The sequence below is a fragment of the Rhodococcus sp. SB1D genome (assembly GCF_048573875.1).
Classification (GTDB): Bacteria; Actinomycetota; Actinomycetes; order Mycobacteriales; family Mycobacteriaceae; genus Rhodococcus_F; species Rhodococcus_F qingshengii.
Genome location: NZ_JBMAIQ010000004.1, coordinates 121,402 through 140,890, shown reverse-complemented (window position 1 = coordinate 140,890; position 19,489 = coordinate 121,402). Strand labels below are relative to the sequence as shown.

Genomic DNA, 19,489 nt, shown 5'->3' with positions numbered 1-19,489 from the left:
TTTTGCACGTCTTCCGAAGACGTGCAAAACCGGGCATCGTGCTTTGTCAAAATAGCTTCGGCTCGACGAGTACTCGGGTTTGCGGCGCTAAGACAAGATATTTGGCCAATTTCGTCCGCACCCGGTTCTCCGGAACGGTCAGTCGCTCGGTCTCCTGAGCGAGGTACTCAGACCAATCACGGAACGTGCAGTGTTCAACGTAGATGTCGGGCTCGTTTGCCGATCGCGACACGCTCCAGCGCAGTGCACCAAGACGCCGCCGGGAGAGTTTGAGTTCGTGCACGTTGTCGAGAAATTCTTCCGTACGGCCAGGGAGCACGTGATAGGTGGTCTCGACGATCACGCGCAGACCGGAGTATTCGGCATTAGGGGCCAAGGGATCCGGTGCCCCGGTCAGTTCGGGGGCAATCGCCTCACTCGGCATGATCCCGCGGCGAAGTGTCTCGAACACCGAGACGAACATCAACAGTGCGGCCAGTAGCACGGCGGGAACGAGGCCGAGCGAGTCGGCAAGGACGCCCCATAACAGGGCGCCGATCGCCTGGCTCCCCTGAAACATCAACATGACGAAGGCGATAAGACGCGCCTTGATCCATCGGGGAACCACGGCATGAGCGGCGATCATCCAGGTGCTCTGAACCCCGACCCACGCGGCGCCAACCACTACAAGAACGGCAAACATCGCGCTGACCCACGGGATCACGACCAAACCGACCAGAGCGAGCGCATATGCACCCGAGCCTAGCGCCACGAAGTGATTCCAACTCATCCGCGCGCGCAGCGGCATCAGCAGGATCGTACCGAGCACAGCGCCGATTCCGATTGCGCCAGAGAGGATTCCGAACCCGGACGTGCTCACCTGCAACCGATCATGCGCGACCAGCGGCAGAAGCCCCCACAGACAACTCGCCGGGATCCCGAACATGGTCAGTCGCAGCAGCAATCGCCTGGTCCAGCGGGAATGGCGAATGAAGCGCACGCTTCCTGCCACCGCCTGGCCTATCGAATTGTGCACTTCGACCCGCCCGGTCGATGCGGGTACCGTCCGCGCCGCGACGAAGACGCAGACGGCGAACAGAGCGGCAGTCAAGGCGAAAGCCGAAGTCGATCCCCAGCCGGCGAGAACGGCACCACCGATAACCGGCCCGATCGCGCGCGCACCATTGAAGACGGCACCGTCGATCGCAGGAACCACCGCCATCATCTCGCGGCTGACTATGTTGGGCAGCAACGCCTGCCAGACGATAGCGACGGACGCCAGACCTGCGCCGCCGACGAAGACCGCAAGCATCAAAATCGGAGTTTTCGCCAAACCCAACTGCTGCAGTACCGCCAGCACGATCGTCGACCCAGTCAACACCATTGCGGTACCGACAAGCAGTAGACGATGGCTGACGAACTCGGCCATCGCGCCGATCGGCAACGCCAACACGAAGAACGGCAAGCTGGCGGCGAACTGAACCATCGATACCGTCGTCGCAGACTCCCCGGCTTCGGTGAACGTCCACTGCACCGCAAGTACCAGAATCCATACCCCGACGCTTACGCACAGTTGGAAGCCAAGCATCATGCGGAGTCGCCCAATGCGCAGTGGCGCAAAGATGCTCACTGACCGACCGCAATCCATGATGCCCCTCTCGATCAATGAACAATAACCTAAACTTAATTCAGTTAGGCGAAATTCGTGCTAGTTTCGGCATCGTCATCGAACTGGCATCACCCGGACTGCGGTAGTTCCCATCTGCGCGAAAGGCCTCTGTCATCACCATTCACAATCGAGTTGTGTGTCTCTCCTCGCGCCCGGCTGGCCGTCTGGTGCCGGACAATCTCGCGATCGTCCATGCCGAAGTGCCCCCGTTGGCGCCAGGCGAGGTTTTGATCCGAAACACGTGGCTGTCAATCGACCCGTCGATCCGACTGCGACTCAATGCAGCAACAACACCGGGATACCTACCACCGCTGACCCCCGGAGATCCATTGGTCGGTCTGGCGCTCGGTACCGTCATCGAATCGCGAAGTCCAGAATTCGCTGCCGGTGAGCTGGTCTCGCACATGTTCGGCTACCGCGACTATGCAGTGGTCACCGCAGGCGGTGAAACTCTCGGTGGTGCCGGCGGATTGACGAGGATCGACCCAGGCGAGTTCGCCCCGGAATGGTACCTAGGTCCGTTGGGCAGTGCAGGGCTGACCGCTTACGTAGGGATTTTCGAGATCCTCGAGCTCAAACCCGAAGACGTGCTGTGGGTTTCGGCAGCGGCTGGCGCCGTCGGGAGTATTGCGGTGCAATTGGCAACTTTGCGAGGCAACACGGTTGTCGCCTCGGCGGGAGGCCCGGAAAAAGTCGAGTACCTCAGGAATACGCTCGGGGCTTCGCACGCGATCGACTATCGCGCCGACGACCTGAAAAAGCAACTGACCGAGTTCGTCCCCGACGGTATCGACGCCTACTTCGACAACGTCGGCGGAGATCACCTGGGGGCGGCCTTGGATCACCTACGGCCAGGGGGACGCGTCGCAATGTGTGGCGCCGTCTCGACCTACGACACCGACTCCCCCGTACCCGGGCCTGCCAATCTCTTTCAAGTCACCGCAAAGAGCCTGCAAATAAAGGGTTTTCGCGCAGGAACCTATGACGAGCTCTACACTGACTTCCGTTCGGAAGTCGGCGGACACCTCAACGCGAGAAGGCTGACCTGCCAGGAGACGGTATTCGAGGGGCTCGAACAAGCCCCCGCCGCGCTCGTCGGAATGCTCAACGGCCATAACATCGGAAAGACCCTGTGCCGACTGTAAGACCAGCCCGGCGCGCCCAGATCGCTACGAAGACCGCCCGTGACGATCATGCCCCTGTGAACAGATACGCGCCGAGACATCAAGGACATTCGCGACTTTCTCGGGTCAGGAAGCTTGGAATGACTGAGCAAAGGGCGCACGTCGGCGTCACGGCCCTTTCACGATCAACCGAGGTAAATCGACGGATTATAGAACTTGGTCGCGTCCGCGCCCTCGGAGCGAAGCGGAGTTCTCTTCGGAGGACACCGCAGGTGGCAACGTCGCCGGACAGGCGGATGCAGTGGCAGATCCGACCGACCGGGTTGAGTGACAGGCATTTACTCACCTGGAACTGAAGGCGGCAAGCGGTCCATTTTGACGCCCACGCTTAAGGGCGGCATCCTCGATGCACATGCACGGCGAACATATTTCGTTACATCACAACGTATTTCATCGACCGAATACGTAACATTCATTACCAGGTGCAATCATTTGTGTTGCAAATTATCTCATCCACTATCACGTGGTGATCAGTGTCAATCGCCCGTCGATTGGCCGATCCTCAGTGGTCGGCTTTGCAGCACGTCGTCTGCTGCGATTGTTTAGGCGAATGCCGGCCAGGTGGCCGTGCGTTGATGTGCGGTCTCGACGAGTCGGGACGACTCGTTCGGCGTTCGGCGTCGGTGGCGACCCGAGGATGGTTTTGACGATGGCTGCGACCACTGCGGCGGCGAGGTCTAGGCGTGCTGCTGGCACTGAGACGATGATCGCCGGGGCCCTGACACCGGTTCTCGACCATGGCGCCGCTTGGAGGCTACGGGCCCCGCCCCCCGGGGGGCTATTTCGGCCACGGGCTGTTGTCATGGTGACGGTGGGGTGGTGTTGAAGATCGGCCAGCAGATTTCTGTAGCGGTGAACATTGTGGGAGCTGAGGGCGTGCCGCCGAAGTAGTGTTCGCGGATTGGCCCCTGTCGGCTGATTAGTTGCTCGTTGACGTATGTGCCCAGGGCCGCGTAACTGCGGTCGATGCCTTCGTGTCCGCCGGAGTGGGTGAGCACCGCGAACTCAGCCTGAGGTAAGACCTCGGCACGGACGCCTTCCGGAGGTTCGATGGAGTGCAGCGCGGGGACAAAGAGAGTTGCTTTACCGCGCGATTCGAGGAAGAGCGCTCGCTCGTAGAGACCACCAGGCACCACTGCGGATGGTGCGCCTGCTACAGCGGCAACTGCGTCCAGCAAAGTCTTCAGCGTCGCCGCGAACCAGGTGTCGATCTCGGAAACCTCGAGGATAGCGCCGATTGACCACACGGCGAGCGCAGCTTCATGGCGCACCGCCACGAAGGCGGGGGTCTGCACTGGAGACAGCAACTCGCGCAGCGCGCTCACGGTGTCGCGGGTCTGTTGCAGCCGCACTTCCATCTGTTCGAGATGAGTCGTGATGATCTCGGTGCGAGTTTCGGCGTCGTTGGTGCTCAGCAGCGCTTTGATGTCGGGAATGGACATGCCCAGCGATCGGAACCGTCGGATGATGTGTGCATGATCGACCTGGCTGGTGTCGTAGAAGCGGTAGCCCGTGCGGGAATCGATATGGGCTGGTTCGAGAATGCCGATGTCGTGGTAATGCCGGAGCGCTTTCCTGCTCAGGCTGGTCATCACTGCGAAGTCACCGATCGAGACCTGTGCACTCATGGCATCCTCCTCTGCGCGCTGGCGGGCTGTAGGGGCATCCTGCAGTCTCCCCCTAGAGCAAGGTCAACACTGCAGGGCAAGTCCGAGAGGTCCCGTTCGAGACCGAACCGATCCCACTTGCAGCCAGGCATGCGAGATCGCACCCTGGGTTGACATTCCCCTTACGGGAAGTTCCATCGTGGGGTCATGACAACAGCATGGGATGGACTCCCGAACACAGTAAAGACGTTTATGACCGCCCTCAACGACCGAGAGGACGCTCGAGCGCTGGCCACCTTCACCGCCGATGCGGTCGTGACCGACGACGGCCGCGGCTACACGGGCCGCGACGAGATCGGAGCCTGGCTGGCCGCCTCTGTGAGCGGCAGTGAGTACACCTATACATCCGAATTCACCGGCGCCACCACGACCGCCACCACTGTCGATGTCGAGCAGCACCTGGACGGCAACTTCCCCGGCGGAGTCGCCGACCTGCACTACCGCTTCACGTTGGACGGCGCGCTGATCAGCCAGTTGGTGATCGAGCCGTGACGCGACGATGGTTCATCACAGGAGGCACGCCCGGCGGTTTCGGGGTCGCGTTTGCCGAGGCCGCACTGGAGACGGGGGACCGCGTAGTGCTTACCTCCCGGCGTCCCCATGAGTTGGCGGCGTGGGCCGAGCAGTACGGTGACCGCGTTCTGGTCGTGTCGCTCGATGTCACTAATACCGCGCAGGTACAGCGCGCGGTGCGTGCGGCCGAAGAGCAGTTCGGCGGGATCGACGTGCTGGTCAACAGCGCCGGCCGCGGCTGGTTCGGATCGATCGAGGGCATGAACGATACCTCGATGCGGGCAATGTTCGAGCTGAACTTCTTCGCCGTGCTGTCGGTGACACGCGCGGTACTGCCCGGGATGCGCGCCCGCGGCGACGGGTGGATCGTCAACGTGTCCTCGGTCGCCGGGCTCGTGGCGGCACCCGGATTCGGCTACTACAGCGCGACGAAGTTCGCCGTCGAAGCGGTCACCGAGACGCTACGCGATGAGGTCGCCGCACAGGGCATCTCCGTACTGGCAGTCCAGCCAGGAGCGACCCGCACCAACGCCTACGCCGGCTTCGCTCACGAACCAGTGTCAGAGCCGATCCCGGAATACCACGAGATGCTCAAGCAGGTCCGCGCAACATTCGTGGGCATGGACGGTGCGCAACCCGGCGATCCGCGCCGCGGTGCCCGTGCAGTGATCGCGGCGATGGCTCAGGACCCACCACCCCGACGACTGGTCCTAGGCAACGGCGGTTTTGACGCCGTGACCGACACGCTAGAGGGGGCACTGGCGGACATCCGCGCTAACGAAACCCTTTCACGTTCAACAGATTTCCCCAACTAGACAGCTCTCGAAACGAGACAAACCGCAAGTCGGCCGGCATGACGCCGTGCATGTTCGGTCGATCAGAACGCCCGACACCTACCAAACAGCGAACCCCCGCGTTCTAGATTCCTAGAACATTGGGGTTCGTTGCGAACATGAAGACTCAAGTTGAGTGCCCATCTCAGCGTACCCGCCAACTTTAGCGCGAATGACCCTCCGGCGTCAGCCGTTCACAGCATCTAACACATCCACACTGCGCTCGAAAGATCGACTACCCAAACACGTTTCGTTGAATCTGCACGAGGAGATTGCTGCAATACTTCCACTAAGCGGCGTCCGATTGCGTTGCAGTGGCCGCCCCGGACTTCTGCCGGAAAGCACTCTCTATGATCGGATCTGGTTGACACTCAAAGGGGGTGCGGTCTCGCGTCCGCATCAAGGTGTTCTCGGCTGACGGCAGACCAGCTCACACCGAGCATTGAGGCTGCCGCGTTCGAGACCCTTACCCTGCCTTCGGAGGTGGCCAGCCCTGCAAGCCAAACCCGTCGGGTTGGCTCAGATTCATGCGAGCCGATCGCGGTACTGGCGCATCTTGCTCCGCGAACCGCACGTGTTCATGTCGCACCAGGTCCGCGTCCGGGACCGTGAACTGTCGTAGAACACCCACCGGCACGCATCCGACGCGCAGGTCCTGAGCCGCAGCCCCGACCCGGTCAGGCCGTGGAGCAGGAGCGCCCCGACCGCCGCTCCTGCGGGCGAGACCGGCTGCGCACCCGACGGGATCAGCGCGAGCCGACCGTCGTCGTCGACGTGGGGCCCCGCCCAGTGCTCCTGCGCGAGCCGGTTCAGGGCGGACCGCGCTGCCGTATCAGTGCGGTCGGCCAGGAAGGCGCGAATGACCTCGCGCGCGCCACGCAACGAGTCGAGATGCTCGAGCGTGGGTTCCCCGCCCCATCCGTGCCGGACGAGCCACTCCCGCCCGCCACGGATGGTCGCCAATGCGTCAATGCCGTGCAGCAGCGTGGCGCTGTTGCAGAACTTTTCGACGACACGCAGCTCTTCGGGCACGGCGGACTGGGCGGCGCTCACGCGCTCAGCAGTCTGAGGAGTTCGCCGGGCCGATCCTCCGGCACCATGTGCCCGGCTCCGTCGATGATCGAGAACCGCGCGTGATCCGGAAGTGCCGTGACGAGCCGCTGAGCGTAGTCGACACCGAGCCACGCATCGTCCGCACCCCAGATCACGTGAATCGGTATGTCCAGCAACCGGAGTCGGCCCTGCAGCTCGTCGGTGTTGTCCTCGCCGCCCTGGGCGTACTGCCGGTAGAACGCCCGTGCCCCATCAGTGCCTGTCCACTGGCCCGTGTACGAAGCCAGGGCCTCCGCGCGCAGACCCACGTGGCTGCCGGACCGGATCTTGGCATCGATCAGGGCAGCGCTCGCCCAGTCGGGGAGCGCCTCGAAGACCTCGGGGTGCTGGTGGACGGTCTGGAAGAACCCGCCGGCGCCCCACCCGCTTACCGTGGCGGCATCGATGAGCGTGAGCGACTCGAAGGCCACGCCGTGCAGGAGCGTCGCCCGCAGCGCGACCGCGCCGCCGACATCGTGCGCCACGACCCGAGGCACGGATACTCCCCAGTGCTCGAGGAGATCGACGAAGATCGTCGCCTGCTGACGGAGGCTCACATCTGGCGCGGTGCGGGTCGACTGTCCGAATCCGAGCATGTCCCAGACGTAGACCCGGTGATCACGAGCGAGCACCGGGGCGATGTCCCGCCAGATGTACGACGAGAAGGGTGTGCCGTGCATCAGGACGAGCGCTGGTCCGTCGCCGACCGAGTTCCATCGCACCGTGCCGTCGCCAACGTCGAACCACTCGGGGAGCGACCAATCACTCATGGAGCACCCCTTCATTGTTACCGTCTTAATTGATTAGACGGTAACAGTTAGACGGTAACAGAGGGACGGGCTACGGCAGTTGACGGCGTCCATCGACCGTCCCACCATCTGCCTGAGCGCAACGGGGCGCGAGCGGCGGCAGCGTGAGCACAATCGCGAACTGCCACGCCCGCATACAACACTCGGTGCGCTTTTTGTCCGAAGGTTTTCAGTCTCTGCCGAGGTCATGTTCGCGTTTCGGTGTGGCCGACCGTGGTGGTTTGGGGTCTTCGGGGGCCGCGGTGCGGTTTCACCCCATAGACGCAACTTTTCTACAGATGCGTCGTCCGCCTCGCACTCGGATGGAACTAGCCTGCGGACGGTCGACGGTACCGCGGCATCGTCGATGCGGGACGCCGACGCACTATTGCGGCACAACGAACACGAATCCAAAGGAAGAACAGGGTGAACCAGGTGCGGCGACGGTGCAGGCGCTGCGCTGCGGTGACCCGGCACAACTGGGGGGCGAAGAACAGTGCCGCGATGAAGGTTGTTTTCGTGTTTGTTCCGAAAATCAGCATTCCGTTCGCCTCAAGTGAGCATCGAAAATGCTCCGTTGCAACAGTTTTCGGGGGCCAATCTGGTACTATTGCGCGTGGGTGTCTCCGGCGTCGGTGGTGTCGTCGACGTCGATGTCGAGGGCGCCGTCGAGACGGCGGCGGATGAGATCGACCGCGACGGAGGCGACGTCGTAGTCCACCAGCGCCCCGTTCTCGGTGCGGCAGTGCAGCGAGAAGTACACGATCCCGTCCACCACACGGTGGGTCTGGGCTTGGACGCGGAAGTCGCCGCTCAACACCAGCCCAGCGCAGTACAAGGACATCGGCCCGTCGAGAAGCCCCGGCAATAGGGGGATTTCGCCGATACCGCCGTCGGGGAGCATTCCGTCGACGCCATAGACGATCGGATGCCCATCCGATTCCTTGGACACCACTGCCAACGGCATCGACGCCACGTTGAACAAGATTCTGGGCGCACCACATAGAAGGGCATTGATGACAAGGGAATCACCTTCTGAGCCGAAGGAAACTCCAATGACACGAATCTCCTGCCCCGTGACCAGCCGAGGCGCGTGAACTTCCAGGTCGAAGGCAGGCATACTCGGCCAGGGCTTGCTTTCGACCAACATCAGTTCGCTCCTAGGAAGCGTGCGCCTTTGTTCAACGCGTTCTGGTAGGCGTTGTCGCCCTGGATCTTCTTGATCAAAGACTGGGGTGCGCCTTCGAATTCTTGGGTGTTGAAGTTGTAGTAGTACTTCCCACCGCGATCGTCCTGCAAGTGCATCTGTCCAGCCCGCACGCCTGGGGCAGAATTTTCGATATCGATCCGATAGTACGGGCCGTTCGGTGGAATCTTGTCGGTCATGGTGATCAGCATCGCTCCTCGCCGTATTCGATGCTCATTCCTCGCCTCGTCGCGTTACCCCGGATCCACAAGGAGGGCTGGAGGTTTCGCTCCCCCAATTTTCCGGTGTACTTCCGGTTCTTCTCCGTCTAGCTCGTCCGCAATTTTCGTGACAGAAATGCAGGCTCCACGCTTCAATTGTGTCCATGCAGCTGACGTCGACATCCGGGTTGAGGGTCAGGCGCCCTTGTCGGCGCCATCTCCGTACGAAGGTGAGATCGCCATTGTGGGCGCCTCCAGAACGTCGGCCGCCGCCAAGAGAGCCTGGTGTAGTCGGTGTGCCCTGACGCTCGCAGTCCCCCAAGCGAGCTGTTGTTTCGCCGCTCATGCGGCCGCGTGCCACAACAACACGGCGACCTGCGAAGGCTGAACTTCAATCTCTCCCGTCGGGACTCAGGCGAATCGTTCGAGGATCTGCGGGTCGTAGAGGCGGTGGCCGAGTGAGTGCATCGCGCCGATGATCTCGTTTGCATGCTCTCCTCGGAATTTGTAGCCGATGAACTCGACCAACTGCTCACCGATGGATACGTCGTAGGCCGGTGTTCCTTCGGGGTCAGACCCGGGCGGGCGCAGGAACTGCCCGTCCCACGTCCAGCCTGGGAGATCCTCCGCAAACAACCGCAAGACACGGTCGCGGTCCACCATGTCGACGCTGTCGACGTGTTGCTCGTCGTTCAGACGCGTGTAGACGCTGCCGGGGTCGAGATCATCGCCTCCGGCCCAGAACGCCAGGTTGTAGCTCATGGCACCTAAGTATGCCTGCCGCTGACCGTCGGGGCGGTGTTGCCGAGAGTGCCGTCATATCCTTCTGACGTGAACGCGATGAAACTTCCAGGTGCCGGACAGCGGGTTGTCCGCACCGAGGTCGGTCACGCCCTACAGTTCGAAACTGACGCGCACGTTCGATACTTCGTCGAGGAGAACCCTGTCCTCACCCTTCCTGACGACACCGAAGTCACCATCAGCCTTCCGGCACCTGCATCCGGAACAGACATCGCAGCGGAACTGACCGGCGCGACAATCGAACTCAGCACCTGCACCGCAGACGGATCACTCGTCGTACTGTTCGACACCGGCACCGTACTGTCGGTGCCACCGTCGCCGGATTTCGAAAGTTGGAACGTCTCCGCGCCCGGGAACGTGCTCGTCGTCTCGACACCTGGCGGCACGATCGCAGCGTGGAACTGGCCCAGCACCGACTGACATGGCTCTCCATGAATACCGGGACCGACGCCCGAGCGCTACTCCCGAGACCACAAACTTGTCGCACACTTCATCCCCGCCGGAACCTTCCCCGGCCGTCAATCGCGAGGACAAGACTCATGACTTCGGACAACCCGCACGATCCTTCACCCGAATCACCAGATCTTCACACTCTGATCCTCGAGGTAGCCGACGACTACGATCACGGCCGAACTTCCCTGCACGCCTTGGTAACCGTCTACGAATCGATCGTCGACACGTACGAGCACGAACAACACGATCGCCACGAAGACCTACGCTGGGCATGGGGGCAGATCGAAATCATGAACGCTCTACGACACGATGACCCGAGCCGCGCACCGCAAGACGAGGCCGAAGTGCACGAAACCATCGACGGCTTCGTGACTACGTTCCAGTCGCTCTATTCCGCCTGAGCCGTCGCCGATAGTGCTGGCGATCAGCAGGTTCGATAGACCGCAGGTCCCTCGATGATCCGCAAGATTCAAGCCGCAGAAGGTGTCTGGCTCAACGAGGAGTGAACTGTGTGAGGCCGTCGACGATGCTTCCGTTGCCGGGCCTACTCGTCTGCAAGGGAACTCGGGGAATGATCTGGACTGACGGTTGCGGGTGCAGCCTGCAGAATGAGCGCAAGACGTCGACGGTGGACCGACTGGATTGTGTATGCGCGCACTCCGCAGGCTGCTTGCGGAACTGTACCCGGAGATGACTGCGTCTAATCTCTGCTGTTCGCAGTGGCAGTCGGCGGCCGAGCGCAGACGGCGATGCGCTTCGACGTCCTTCACTGCGGAAAACGAGTAATTCGTGGGTGTTTTCTGTTGGAAACACCCGCAGTTCGCAACAGCTGACGGCCGGTGGCGGAATCTACGCCGGGTTAGGAAGATACGGGTGTGCGAGGAAACGGTTCCCCTCACACCCGATTGCGCATCAGCTTTGAATGTCGTGCCGTATCAATCGGATCGAATCAGTGCGCAGCGTCGAAGGCGTCGAGGATCTCCGCTTTGATCCGCCCCCGTGGCGCCACGTCGTAGCCGTTCTTGACTGCCCAGTCCCGCACTGCCTGCAGCTGCTCTTTCGAGCGCCCGGAACCGGTATCCTTCGCCGTCACATCAGCTTTACTGCCGCGGCGTGCCTTTCCGACTTTCTCGGCGACCTTCACGAAAGGCTCGAGGGCGGCGTTGAACTTGTCGACGTTCGTCGGCCGCAAATCGATCAGGTAGTCCGACCCCTGATACGAGAATTGGATGCGTTCGCCGAACCCGTCGTCGATCGGCTTACCGTCGAGATCGTCGATAAGTTGGCGAATAACTCTCTCAGCCATGCAACATCGTCTCCAATTCGATAGGAATCTCTCCAATGACCGGGTAACCCTAGCAACCCTTGTGTCCGCACCGAGACGATCGAGGGCTGCGAAACGACAAGACCGCCGATGAGGTCAACCTGCCAGGTCGTCACTGAGTCAGTGCAACAGCACAATTGAGGAAGGTTCACTATGGACAATTGGTGGTTGTACTGGAGCCCGTTTCCGCAGCCTGTTCGCGACTGGCTGTGTGATCGTGCAACAAATTCGGTCTGGCTGAGACCGCAGACTGGTGGGACTAGTCAGGAAGTCGGCGGTATCTGGCTGACCAGCGATTCGTACAATCGCTCTATTGCTCTTAGGATTTCGGCCGGTTCGAGGTATTGGTTCTTCTCACGCAGAGCGTGCTCCAACGCTTCGCCATCGCGGACGCGCTCAGGGACCAGCACGTGCCATTTGTACCCCCGGGGTTGCAACCGAACTCCGGCCTCAGCGAGGTAGGAGTTGACGTCGTCGTTGACCATCCGCAGGTCTTCCTCGGTAAAGGGCTCGAACCAGACTTCCTCGGATTCTCTGCTCGGGTCACTGCGAGTAACCCGTACCGGCGGGTGCGCGGATGCCGGATACGGTGTCCGGTAGCACCGGCCTGGCCCCGCAACCCACGCAGTCAGCGCTCCGTGTCCATTCGAAACGACGCTGACGTAGCGACCCACAGGCAGGACACTGGGCACCTGACCGTCGACCTCGGACCACGGATACTCGCTCCAGTACTGCGCCATGTCGTCCATTCTGGTCGACCTGAGAACACACCGGATCAAGGTGGACAGATTCACAGCGGTCCGTCCCGGGGCTGATGAATATTGCACGTTTCGAATACTGCACAACCGCCAGTAGACCTCCCCGGTCGCCACTGATCGCCACCGGATATGACGAAGCCGCCGGCACCGAAAAGGCGTCCAGCGGCTTCACAGGGTCGGTGCCCGTCTTGCGCCTCTCGGCAAGTGGCCGCTCGAAGCGGCATTTCTGGGGTGGTACCCGGGGCAAAGAACCGAACACCGACAACCTCTACAACGAGACGATGCGCCAACTTATTCCGCCCCGCTGACCAGCGCCGTAGCTCATTTCCTGGTGATGATCGAGCGCAGTACGAAGCGGAAGACCACCGCGGTGCCGGCTCCGACCACAACGCCGGTCACCACCTCCGCAAGGAGAACCCCCACGGTGACACCGAGAACTGTGGCGGACGCGACCGCCAACGCGACATCGGCAGGTGCCGGCCGGGGACCGTTGATCGCGCTACCCCTTCCCTGAGTTTGACGCATTTGCAGAGATCATCACATGCCATCCGCGCGTGGAAGTCGGACCCACACTGTTCAGTGGTACAGGACTGTTCAGTGGGACAGGAACCGGTAACAGGAGGTCAGGCCATGTGTGGGCGCTACGCCAACCGAAGCTCAGATAAGGAATTGCAGTCGTTTTTCGACACCATGCACACCGTCGGCGACGAACTCCCACCGTCCTACAACGTCGCACCCACCCAGCCCGTGCGTGTGATCATCGAACGAACCCCCGCGAGGAACCCGACGCCGAGCCCGAGCGCCAGCTCAGGACGGTCAAATAGAGCTTGTTGCCGGTTGGTCTAAGGATCGAAAGATGGCATCCAAGCTTATCAACGCCCGCAGCGAAACCGTCACGGAGAAGCCGTCATTCAGAAATGGTGCCTCCAAACGGCGCGCCATCATCCCGGCCGCCGAATACTACGAGTGAATGAAAAGTGAAGCAGGGACGAAAATTCCCTATTCCTTCACGGCGAGGACAACATTCTCGCGATGGCCGGACTGTACGAGTTGTGGTCCGATCCTGTACTGCCCGAAGATGATCCGAACAAGTGGGTATTGACCTGCACAGTTTTGACTCGGCCAGCCTCAGATTCCTTGGGGCACATACACGACAGATCCCCGCTGATCCTGCTCGAATCGTTCTGGGGACACTGGCTCGATCCGAACCTCACCGACATAGGCGAGGTCCAGGCCATGATCAACTCGGTTTCGGAGCCGCATCTCGCGCCCTACGAAGTTTCGACTACGGTGAACAGCCCTCGCAACAACAACCCGTCACTATTGGAGCCGGTCTGACCGCACGTCCGTTGGTGCACAACTGGACCGGCAACATTCGTCTGACCGCGTTGAGTTGACGGTCACCGCGGAGCGTCGCGGAGCCGAAACAGAGCTGCCGCTTCGAGCCCATCCTGCAGGTACTCGTACTCCCCCACCAGCGCTGCGCGCAGAGTCAGCTCGTCGAGGTCCGATCCAGCATTCAACAGCGCGCGGAGGGCTGTCTCATCTCCGCGTACCGATTCCCCGAGAAGGTCTTCCGAAGCCTGCTCAAGGAAATCCGCGAGGGATGAGAGCGCTGAATTCGGCTCCCCAGACGAACCCGGTGCGAGGACGAAAGGCACAACGCGTGTCGGATCATGGCCAACAGCTCTCCACCTCCCCACCTCGTATCCGTAAGCGAAGTTCAGGATTTCGTCGTTGCTTGCGGTGTCGAGCCACCAGGGTTCGGCACCGTGATCGCACAAGACGGCGCGGCCGCCCTCCAAAGCAGGATCAGGGTCGTGCCGATCGAAACCGAAGATCGCAGCACGGCCACCCGGCAGCAAAATGACGTCGAAGTGCGATCCGCCGCCGTCGCGGTAGGTGACTCGATTGTTTTCGATGGTGAAGGTCGAATGGAGGTCAGAGAAGGAGAAAACTGCCGCGTACGCTGCCGCCCATCCCGCGAGCATCCGATGTGCTGCAGCCGGATCCGGAAGGTCGATTTCAATCGGAGTCATCGTCAGACCGTAACGCTCACCAAGTGCGCTCGGCCCGACGTGCGCCGCACCACAGGATCACCTGCCAGCGGAATTCCGCGGTCACTGGAAGCATGAGGACATGCTCACAATCCGGATGACCGACAACGCCGCAGCATTCCTCGGACTCGGCGTCGGGTTCTCCACGATCGACCCCACCGACGGCCTCACGCCGCAGCTCAGGGCGAAGTTGAATCGCGGAATCCACCGTCCGGGGCACTCCTCGCCCGAGCAGAGCTCCGAAAGGAAGCGTCTCATCAATGTTCGAAGGCGAACGTGTTCCCGCTAACTCAGCCAGAGGAATGAACCAGTTTGCACTCCTCGGGAACTTTCTGGGGTTGTGGTGCATCTGATTGTCGACACCAGCGAACGGTCGCTGTGTCACCACGGCGAAAGGGACTTCTGCGATGACTACTCCGAATGACATCTCCATCAACCCTCAGGTCACCGGCAACCCGGAAGATGCCCAGTTCACCGGCGCCGATACAGCCACCCCATCCTCTGTTCCGACGTCGAATTCCGGCGTCGATAGCGGATACGGGTCAGCGCGCGACCTCGACGGCGACGGCATCGTCGACACCATCGAGATCGATCTTGACGGTGACGGTGACATCGATCAGATCACGCACGACCTCGACGGTAATGGCATGGCGGATGTGGTGGAAACATCCACTGCGGGTGATGGACGTTTCGATGTGATCGATATCGACAGCAACGGCGACGGTTACGCCGACATCACCCAGATCGACGTCGACAACGACGGCCGCATCGACGGGGTCGTCCTCGATACCAACTTCGACGGTCTCGCAGACGAAGCGGACTTCGATTCCGATGGCGACGGCCGAGTAGACACCGTCATCGTGGACACCAACGGTGACGGAATTCTCGACTTCGCGGGCATCGACGTGGACGGCGACGGCTTCGCCGACGAGTTCGTCACTGATCCAGGTCAGACCGGTGAGTGGAATCCGGTCCCCGATTTCACTGATCCCGCCGAGACCCCTGACACGGCGCCACCAGCTCCCGACGCGATAGATCTCTGACTGAAGTCTGATTGCGGTTTCGCTGTTCTGCAGGGCAATTCGTTATTCGCACTTCGGTGCCGACATCTGATGGGAAAGACATGGACGAGAATTTCGGCACCGACCTAGCCGACACCGATTACGCCGGCGACCCGACGCCGACGGATGACGGGGCCGATTTCCTCGGGGACAGTGCAGGGATCGACATGCCTGCGATGCCGACCATGTGGGACGACACTCCCGACTCGGTGACGAGTCCGAATGCGATGCCAGCCATGCCTACGATGACTGTCCCCGAACTCGACATAGACATCGAACCCTCGCCCGAGCCGCCCGCTCCGACCCCGCCTCGTGACGATGCCTCACTTCCCGACCCGTCCGAGGCACCGGCGCCAGAGACCGACGAAACCCCAGCCCCTGACGACGGAACATACGGAACGCCCACCGCATGGACGGCGGATTGGTTTTACCAGGAGGTCGACGGATACTGCGGCCCGTCCTCTGTTGCTCAGATCGTTTCCGAATACACGGGCCTCGACATCAGCGACCCGCAGCAGCTCGTCGATCGTGCACTCGAGCTCGGTTTGTTCCCGAACGGTGATCCGTCGCAAGGGATGACGTCGAAGAGCATGGAAATCCTCATGGAGGACCAAGGGGTGCCGTGCCATCTCGAAAGCAGTTCGATCAGCGATCTGGAAGAGAAACTGTCCGACGGGTACGGGGTGGTCACGATGGTCGATTCCGGTGAGATCTGGTATCCCGGTGAGGAAACCGTCGAAGACGACACCCCGGATCATGCTCTCGTGGTCGCCGGCATCGACACCGAACGTGGCGTGGTCATCCTCTCCGACCCTGGCCATCCCGACGGCAACCAACTCGAGGTGCCCATCGACAGGTTCGAGGATGCGTGGTCCGACTCCGGGCACGAGATGCTCGTTGCCGATGCTCCGGATGCTGACCTCGCCGATTCCACCGTAGATCCGACCGTCGCTGCGTTGACTCCGAGGCCGTGGGCGATCATTACCCTGACGCATCGATGACTCACCGCACGCACGCCGCGGCCGAATGATCAAAGAAAGTGAGATCCGCAATGTCCGGTGACGAAGGCAGTCTGTTCGACGAACTCGGCATTCCACGCGAGTCGTTGCTGCCGGAACCGCCCGAAGACGTGTGGTCCGCGGCCCTCGTGCATGCGCTCGACCCCGACAGCGCCCCTACCGACGACACACTCGCCCCTCCGATGGACGACACCGCACGCCCCGGAAACGATGTTGACTACATCGGGACGTTCGACGACAACACCGTGAGCAGCGACAGCGGCGATGCTCACCCGGACCTCGAGCACTTCGGAGACGTTGATCTCCCCGACGACAGCGACGACGAGGACATCAACGATGACATCGATCTCGGAGACGGCGTGTGACATCAGCGCCGCCCGCGGCGTCAGCCACCCAGGACGTCTCTCGCGCCGACTGAATCCTCACAAAAAGGACAGGTGATCGGCCGTGTCATGCCTCGGCAACCTGTGGCATATATTCTGACCGCTGACCAACCGAGGGGACCGATGGACGACACTGCGCTACTGCAGCTGTGCCGCGAAGGCGACAGCCGCGCCTTCGGTGAATTAGTCGGCAGACATCGCACCCACGCGTGGGCTGTATGCCTGCAGATCACCGGGAACCATCACGACGCGGAGGACGCATTCCAGGACGCCATCACCGCGGCCTGGCAGAACCTGCACCGCTTCCGCGGAGACGCCAGATTCAGCACCTGGCTGCACCGCATCGCCGCGAACGCAGCCTTGGCAACAATTCGACGGCGCACCCCAGACCCGACTGCACCGGACGATCTCGTCGAACTGCACGACCCCGCCTCGCTGACTGCAGACCGCGTCGCCGACGTCGACGCGGTCCGTACAGCCCTTGCTGAGCTTCCGGAAGATTTCAGGGTCGCGATCGTGCTCCGCGAATTCGCTGAACTTTCCTATGCGGACATCGCCGAACATCAAGGTGTCGGCGTCCAGACAGTGAAAAGCCGCATCAACCGCGCCCGGAAACAACTCGTCACCGCGCTCGCGCCCACCCGCTGACCGCCATTTCGCCAAGGGGACTGTCCCTGCCCGAAGACTCCTCGCGCCCGGGTCGGGGATGTACCCGACTAGCTCGGAGTGAACGGCACCGCGACGATCGTCATGCCGATCTGTGTCCGGGCCCTTCGGGTGTTCTGGCTAGGAAGAACAAATGGGTCGACAGCATCGATGACTAATGAGGTTTCCCTCTATCTTCGTTCACTGATCAACCGTTGAACGCGAAGCCATTGCACTTTCGGCACACCACCGCATCGCTGCTGCCGCGAAATGTGAAGGACGATAAGTTCTTTTGCTGACACCCCCGCGTGCATCACCGTGTTCCTGAGGCAGCATCACGGCTCATCCGGAGCAGCTGTGACTGTGTAGATTGTTCTCCGCACCCATGGTGCCCGGCGGCAACGCAAACCCCCCGAATAGTTGAAGCTGTGTCGTGGCGGAGGTCGGCTCGTATTCTTCACCACCCCAAATGGGTCTGTGCCCCCGTCACCTCGAAACCAATATCCGGCGTACACCTCCCAAGGGGTACGCCGGATATTGTTGCTGTAGCTACTATTTCGCGGATTCGAGGATCTTGTACTGCGCGGTGGTCATCTGGTGGACCTTCGTCTCGTCGTCGAGAGCACTGATTTCACCGAGGTACCGTCCTTGGTGGACGATGCAGTAGTTGTACGTTCCTTGCGGACTGTCCTTGGTGAAGCAGGCCGCGTTCGGGACACCGGGTGGGTTGGCGGATGGAGTGAACCCTTCGGAGTCGACGATGTCTCCTTTGAACAAATCGAACAGTGTCGCTGCGCCGTCAGCGCTTTCAGATCGATAGACATTGCTTCCCGAACGTGCCATCAACGTCGTCTCGGATTTGTCCATGAAGTCCAGCGTCAGTGTCGGATTGGTCGAGAAGTGCGCCGACCCACGAGGCCCATAGACGGCGTCGGAGCTGGTGGTGCGGTTGCCGTCGTCCTCCGGGATCGTCAGCACCAACACGTTGTCGATGTCCATCGGCAGTTCGGCGAACTTATCGGCTGCGGTCGCGGGGAAGTTGTCGATCATCGGGCCCTGTTGTTCGAGGGCTTTCGCGGTGATCTGCGCCGTCCAGTCCTTTTCTGCGATCGGAGCGCTGGCCCAGGTGTAGATGATGTACTGCCCGTGCGGGGTGAACGAATTCGAGCTGAACGTACCGTCGGAGCTCTCACGAGTGGTGGTCAGTGTGTCCGGCAGGATGTCGATGCTCGTAGGTACCCCGCCAGGCAAGTACTCGCTGGGAAGCGCGTCATCGGCGGACATATCTGCCGCTGCACGTTGCGCTGATTCTGCGTCCGGGAACCGCAATACAGCGTGCACGATGGACTTGTCCGCTTTCTTGTCTTCGTAGGAGCGGGAGGTGGAGAACCCGGTCAACATGCCTTCGCGTTCGGCGATGTCCGGCGACTTACCTGTCAGCAGGACGCTCAGTGCGGTGCCGGATTTGATGACGTACGTAGACATCCCCACTGGGCCCGTCAGCAGCGGGTCGAGTTCGGTGGGGAGGACGACGAATTCGGCCATCCGCTGCCCTTCGACGTAGCGGCCGGAGTTGACGCTGGTCACGGTTCCGAAGTCGGCTTGAGGAGTGGTGCGGTACGTTCCGGGGTCCATCTCCCCAGGTGCTGCGCCCTGGGCAGCGACGGTCGCGCTGCTTCCGCTCTCACTTTCGGCGTTCGCCTGACCTTCGCTGGTGCGCGAGCATCCAGTCACCAACACGATTGCCGCTACCGTTGCTGCCAACGGCGCAAAGATTTTCGGGCGCATCTTTCCCTCTCTCAGAACTGTCATGTCCCCACTCATTACCGCGTGATCGACCTGAACCGGCCGAACCG

The 19,489-nt window shown here is 61.4% G+C and carries 22 protein-coding genes and 1 pseudogene; 10 read left to right on the top strand and 13 right to left on the bottom strand.

What is annotated here, in order from left to right:
• Positions 1-46 precede the first annotated feature (46 nt).
• On the bottom strand, positions 47-1,627 hold the full coding sequence (locus tag ACN50D_RS12125; RefSeq protein WP_283245757.1) for an MFS transporter: 1,581 nt from the start codon (positions 1,625-1,627) through the stop codon (positions 47-49).
• Between the two features lie 155 nt (positions 1,628-1,782).
• On the opposite strand from ACN50D_RS12125, the gene ACN50D_RS12120 reads away from it, so the two are divergent.
• Positions 1,783-2,793 (top strand): NADP-dependent oxidoreductase, encoded by a 1,011-nt coding sequence (locus ACN50D_RS12120; RefSeq protein WP_307850519.1) that lies wholly within the window; start codon positions 1,783-1,785, stop codon positions 2,791-2,793.
• An 839-nt stretch (positions 2,794-3,632) separates the two neighbouring features.
• Here the strand turns inward: ACN50D_RS12120 and ACN50D_RS12115 are convergent.
• Entirely contained in the window at positions 3,633-4,460 is an 828-nt protein-coding gene (locus ACN50D_RS12115) for a MerR family transcriptional regulator (RefSeq protein ID WP_211922031.1), read from the bottom strand.
• A gap of 231 nt (positions 4,461-4,691) precedes the next feature.
• Between ACN50D_RS12115 and ACN50D_RS12110 the strand changes: the two genes are divergently transcribed.
• Together ACN50D_RS12110 and ACN50D_RS12105 are read left to right on the top strand one after the other, a co-directional pair.
• Entirely contained in the window at positions 4,692-4,991 is a 300-nt protein-coding gene (locus ACN50D_RS12110) for a nuclear transport factor 2 family protein (RefSeq protein ID WP_249343086.1), read from the top strand.
• Complete coding sequence (locus tag ACN50D_RS12105; RefSeq protein WP_211922029.1) at positions 4,988-5,827, top strand: SDR family NAD(P)-dependent oxidoreductase; 840 nt, start codon at positions 4,988-4,990, stop codon at positions 5,825-5,827. Before ACN50D_RS12110 ends, ACN50D_RS12105 begins: the two co-directional genes overlap by 4 nt.
• Positions 5,828-6,370: 543 nt before the next feature.
• Here ACN50D_RS12105 and ACN50D_RS12100 read toward each other — a convergent pair.
• The 5 genes from ACN50D_RS12100 to ACN50D_RS12080 form a co-directional block, all read right to left on the bottom strand.
• Positions 6,371-6,898 (bottom strand): CGNR zinc finger domain-containing protein, encoded by a 528-nt coding sequence (locus ACN50D_RS12100; RefSeq protein ID WP_211922028.1) that lies wholly within the window; start codon positions 6,896-6,898, stop codon positions 6,371-6,373.
• Positions 6,895-7,707, bottom strand: a complete 813-nt coding sequence (locus tag ACN50D_RS12095; protein ID WP_211922027.1) for an alpha/beta fold hydrolase — start codon at positions 7,705-7,707, stop codon at positions 6,895-6,897. The genes ACN50D_RS12100 and ACN50D_RS12095 overlap by 4 nt, the downstream gene beginning before the upstream one ends.
• Before the next feature lie 625 nt (positions 7,708-8,332).
• Positions 8,333-8,875 carry a hypothetical protein gene (locus ACN50D_RS12090; RefSeq protein WP_211922026.1) on the bottom strand — a complete coding sequence of 181 codons (543 nt, stop codon included), beginning with the start codon at positions 8,873-8,875 and terminating at the stop codon, positions 8,333-8,335.
• Positions 8,875-9,123 carry a hypothetical protein gene (locus tag ACN50D_RS12085; RefSeq protein WP_211922024.1) on the bottom strand — a complete coding sequence of 83 codons (249 nt, stop codon included), beginning with the start codon at positions 9,121-9,123 and terminating at the stop codon, positions 8,875-8,877. Before ACN50D_RS12085 ends, ACN50D_RS12090 begins: the two co-directional genes overlap by 1 nt.
• Before the next feature lie 420 nt (positions 9,124-9,543).
• Positions 9,544-9,894 carry a hypothetical protein gene (locus ACN50D_RS12080; protein WP_211922022.1) on the bottom strand — a complete coding sequence of 117 codons (351 nt, stop codon included), beginning with the start codon at positions 9,892-9,894 and terminating at the stop codon, positions 9,544-9,546.
• A gap of 78 nt (positions 9,895-9,972) precedes the next feature.
• On the opposite strand from ACN50D_RS12080, the gene ACN50D_RS12075 reads away from it, so the two are divergent.
• Entirely contained in the window at positions 9,973-10,353 is a 381-nt protein-coding gene (locus ACN50D_RS12075; RefSeq protein ID WP_249343124.1) for a DUF6188 family protein, read from the top strand.
• Positions 10,354-10,472: 119 nt separating this feature from the next.
• Positions 10,473-10,787, top strand: a complete 315-nt coding sequence (locus tag ACN50D_RS12070; RefSeq protein ID WP_064688426.1) for a hypothetical protein — start codon at positions 10,473-10,475, stop codon at positions 10,785-10,787.
• 548 nt (positions 10,788-11,335) lie between these two features.
• On the opposite strand, the gene ACN50D_RS12065 is transcribed toward ACN50D_RS12070, so the two are convergent.
• The 3 genes from ACN50D_RS12065 to ACN50D_RS12055 all read right to left on the bottom strand — a co-directional run bounded on the left by ACN50D_RS12065 (position 11,336) and on the right by ACN50D_RS12055 (position 12,993).
• The gene (locus ACN50D_RS12065; protein ID WP_064688425.1) at positions 11,336-11,692 is read right to left on the bottom strand and encodes a histone-like nucleoid-structuring protein Lsr2; all 357 of its coding nucleotides are present in this window, start codon (positions 11,690-11,692) and stop codon (positions 11,336-11,338) included.
• A gap of 281 nt (positions 11,693-11,973) precedes the next feature.
• Positions 11,974-12,450, bottom strand: coding sequence for a DUF5956 family protein (locus tag ACN50D_RS12060; RefSeq protein WP_211922018.1), 477 nt, complete (start codon positions 12,448-12,450; stop codon positions 11,974-11,976).
• Between the two features lie 339 nt (positions 12,451-12,789).
• Positions 12,790-12,993, bottom strand: coding sequence for a hypothetical protein (locus ACN50D_RS12055; protein WP_064688423.1), 204 nt, complete (start codon positions 12,991-12,993; stop codon positions 12,790-12,792).
• Between the two features lie 105 nt (positions 12,994-13,098).
• On the opposite strand from ACN50D_RS12055, the pseudogene ACN50D_RS12050 reads away from it, so the two are divergent.
• Positions 13,099-13,806: pseudogene (locus tag ACN50D_RS12050) on the top strand (SOS response-associated peptidase).
• A gap of 62 nt (positions 13,807-13,868) precedes the next feature.
• Here ACN50D_RS12050 and ACN50D_RS12045 read toward each other — a convergent pair.
• Entirely contained in the window at positions 13,869-14,507 is a 639-nt protein-coding gene (locus ACN50D_RS12045; protein WP_211922016.1) for a hypothetical protein, read from the bottom strand.
• A gap of 16 nt (positions 14,508-14,523) precedes the next feature.
• Entirely contained in the window at positions 14,524-14,733 is a 210-nt protein-coding gene (locus ACN50D_RS12040; RefSeq protein ID WP_211922015.1) for a hypothetical protein, read from the bottom strand.
• A 199-nt stretch (positions 14,734-14,932) separates the two neighbouring features.
• On the opposite strand from ACN50D_RS12040, the gene ACN50D_RS12035 reads away from it, so the two are divergent.
• The 4 genes from ACN50D_RS12035 to ACN50D_RS12020 all read left to right on the top strand — a co-directional run bounded on the left by ACN50D_RS12035 (position 14,933) and on the right by ACN50D_RS12020 (position 17,636).
• Positions 14,933-15,568: a hypothetical protein gene (locus tag ACN50D_RS12035; protein WP_211922013.1), complete on the top strand. Its 636-nt coding sequence runs from the start codon at positions 14,933-14,935 to the stop codon at positions 15,566-15,568.
• Between the two features lie 80 nt (positions 15,569-15,648).
• On the top strand, positions 15,649-16,587 hold the full coding sequence (locus ACN50D_RS12030; RefSeq protein ID WP_249343085.1) for a C39 family peptidase: 939 nt from the start codon (positions 15,649-15,651) through the stop codon (positions 16,585-16,587).
• Positions 16,588-16,637: 50 nt separating this feature from the next.
• Positions 16,638-16,970, top strand: a complete 333-nt coding sequence (locus ACN50D_RS12025) for a hypothetical protein (RefSeq protein WP_211922011.1) — start codon at positions 16,638-16,640, stop codon at positions 16,968-16,970.
• A 141-nt stretch (positions 16,971-17,111) separates the two neighbouring features.
• Positions 17,112-17,636, top strand: a complete 525-nt coding sequence (locus ACN50D_RS12020; protein WP_211922009.1) for an RNA polymerase sigma factor — start codon at positions 17,112-17,114, stop codon at positions 17,634-17,636.
• 549 nt (positions 17,637-18,185) lie between these two features.
• On the opposite strand, the gene ACN50D_RS12015 is transcribed toward ACN50D_RS12020, so the two are convergent.
• Positions 18,186-19,445 carry a DUF7373 family lipoprotein gene (locus ACN50D_RS12015; RefSeq protein ID WP_211922006.1) on the bottom strand — a complete coding sequence of 420 codons (1,260 nt, stop codon included), beginning with the start codon at positions 19,443-19,445 and terminating at the stop codon, positions 18,186-18,188.
• Positions 19,446-19,489: the final 44 nt, after the last annotated feature.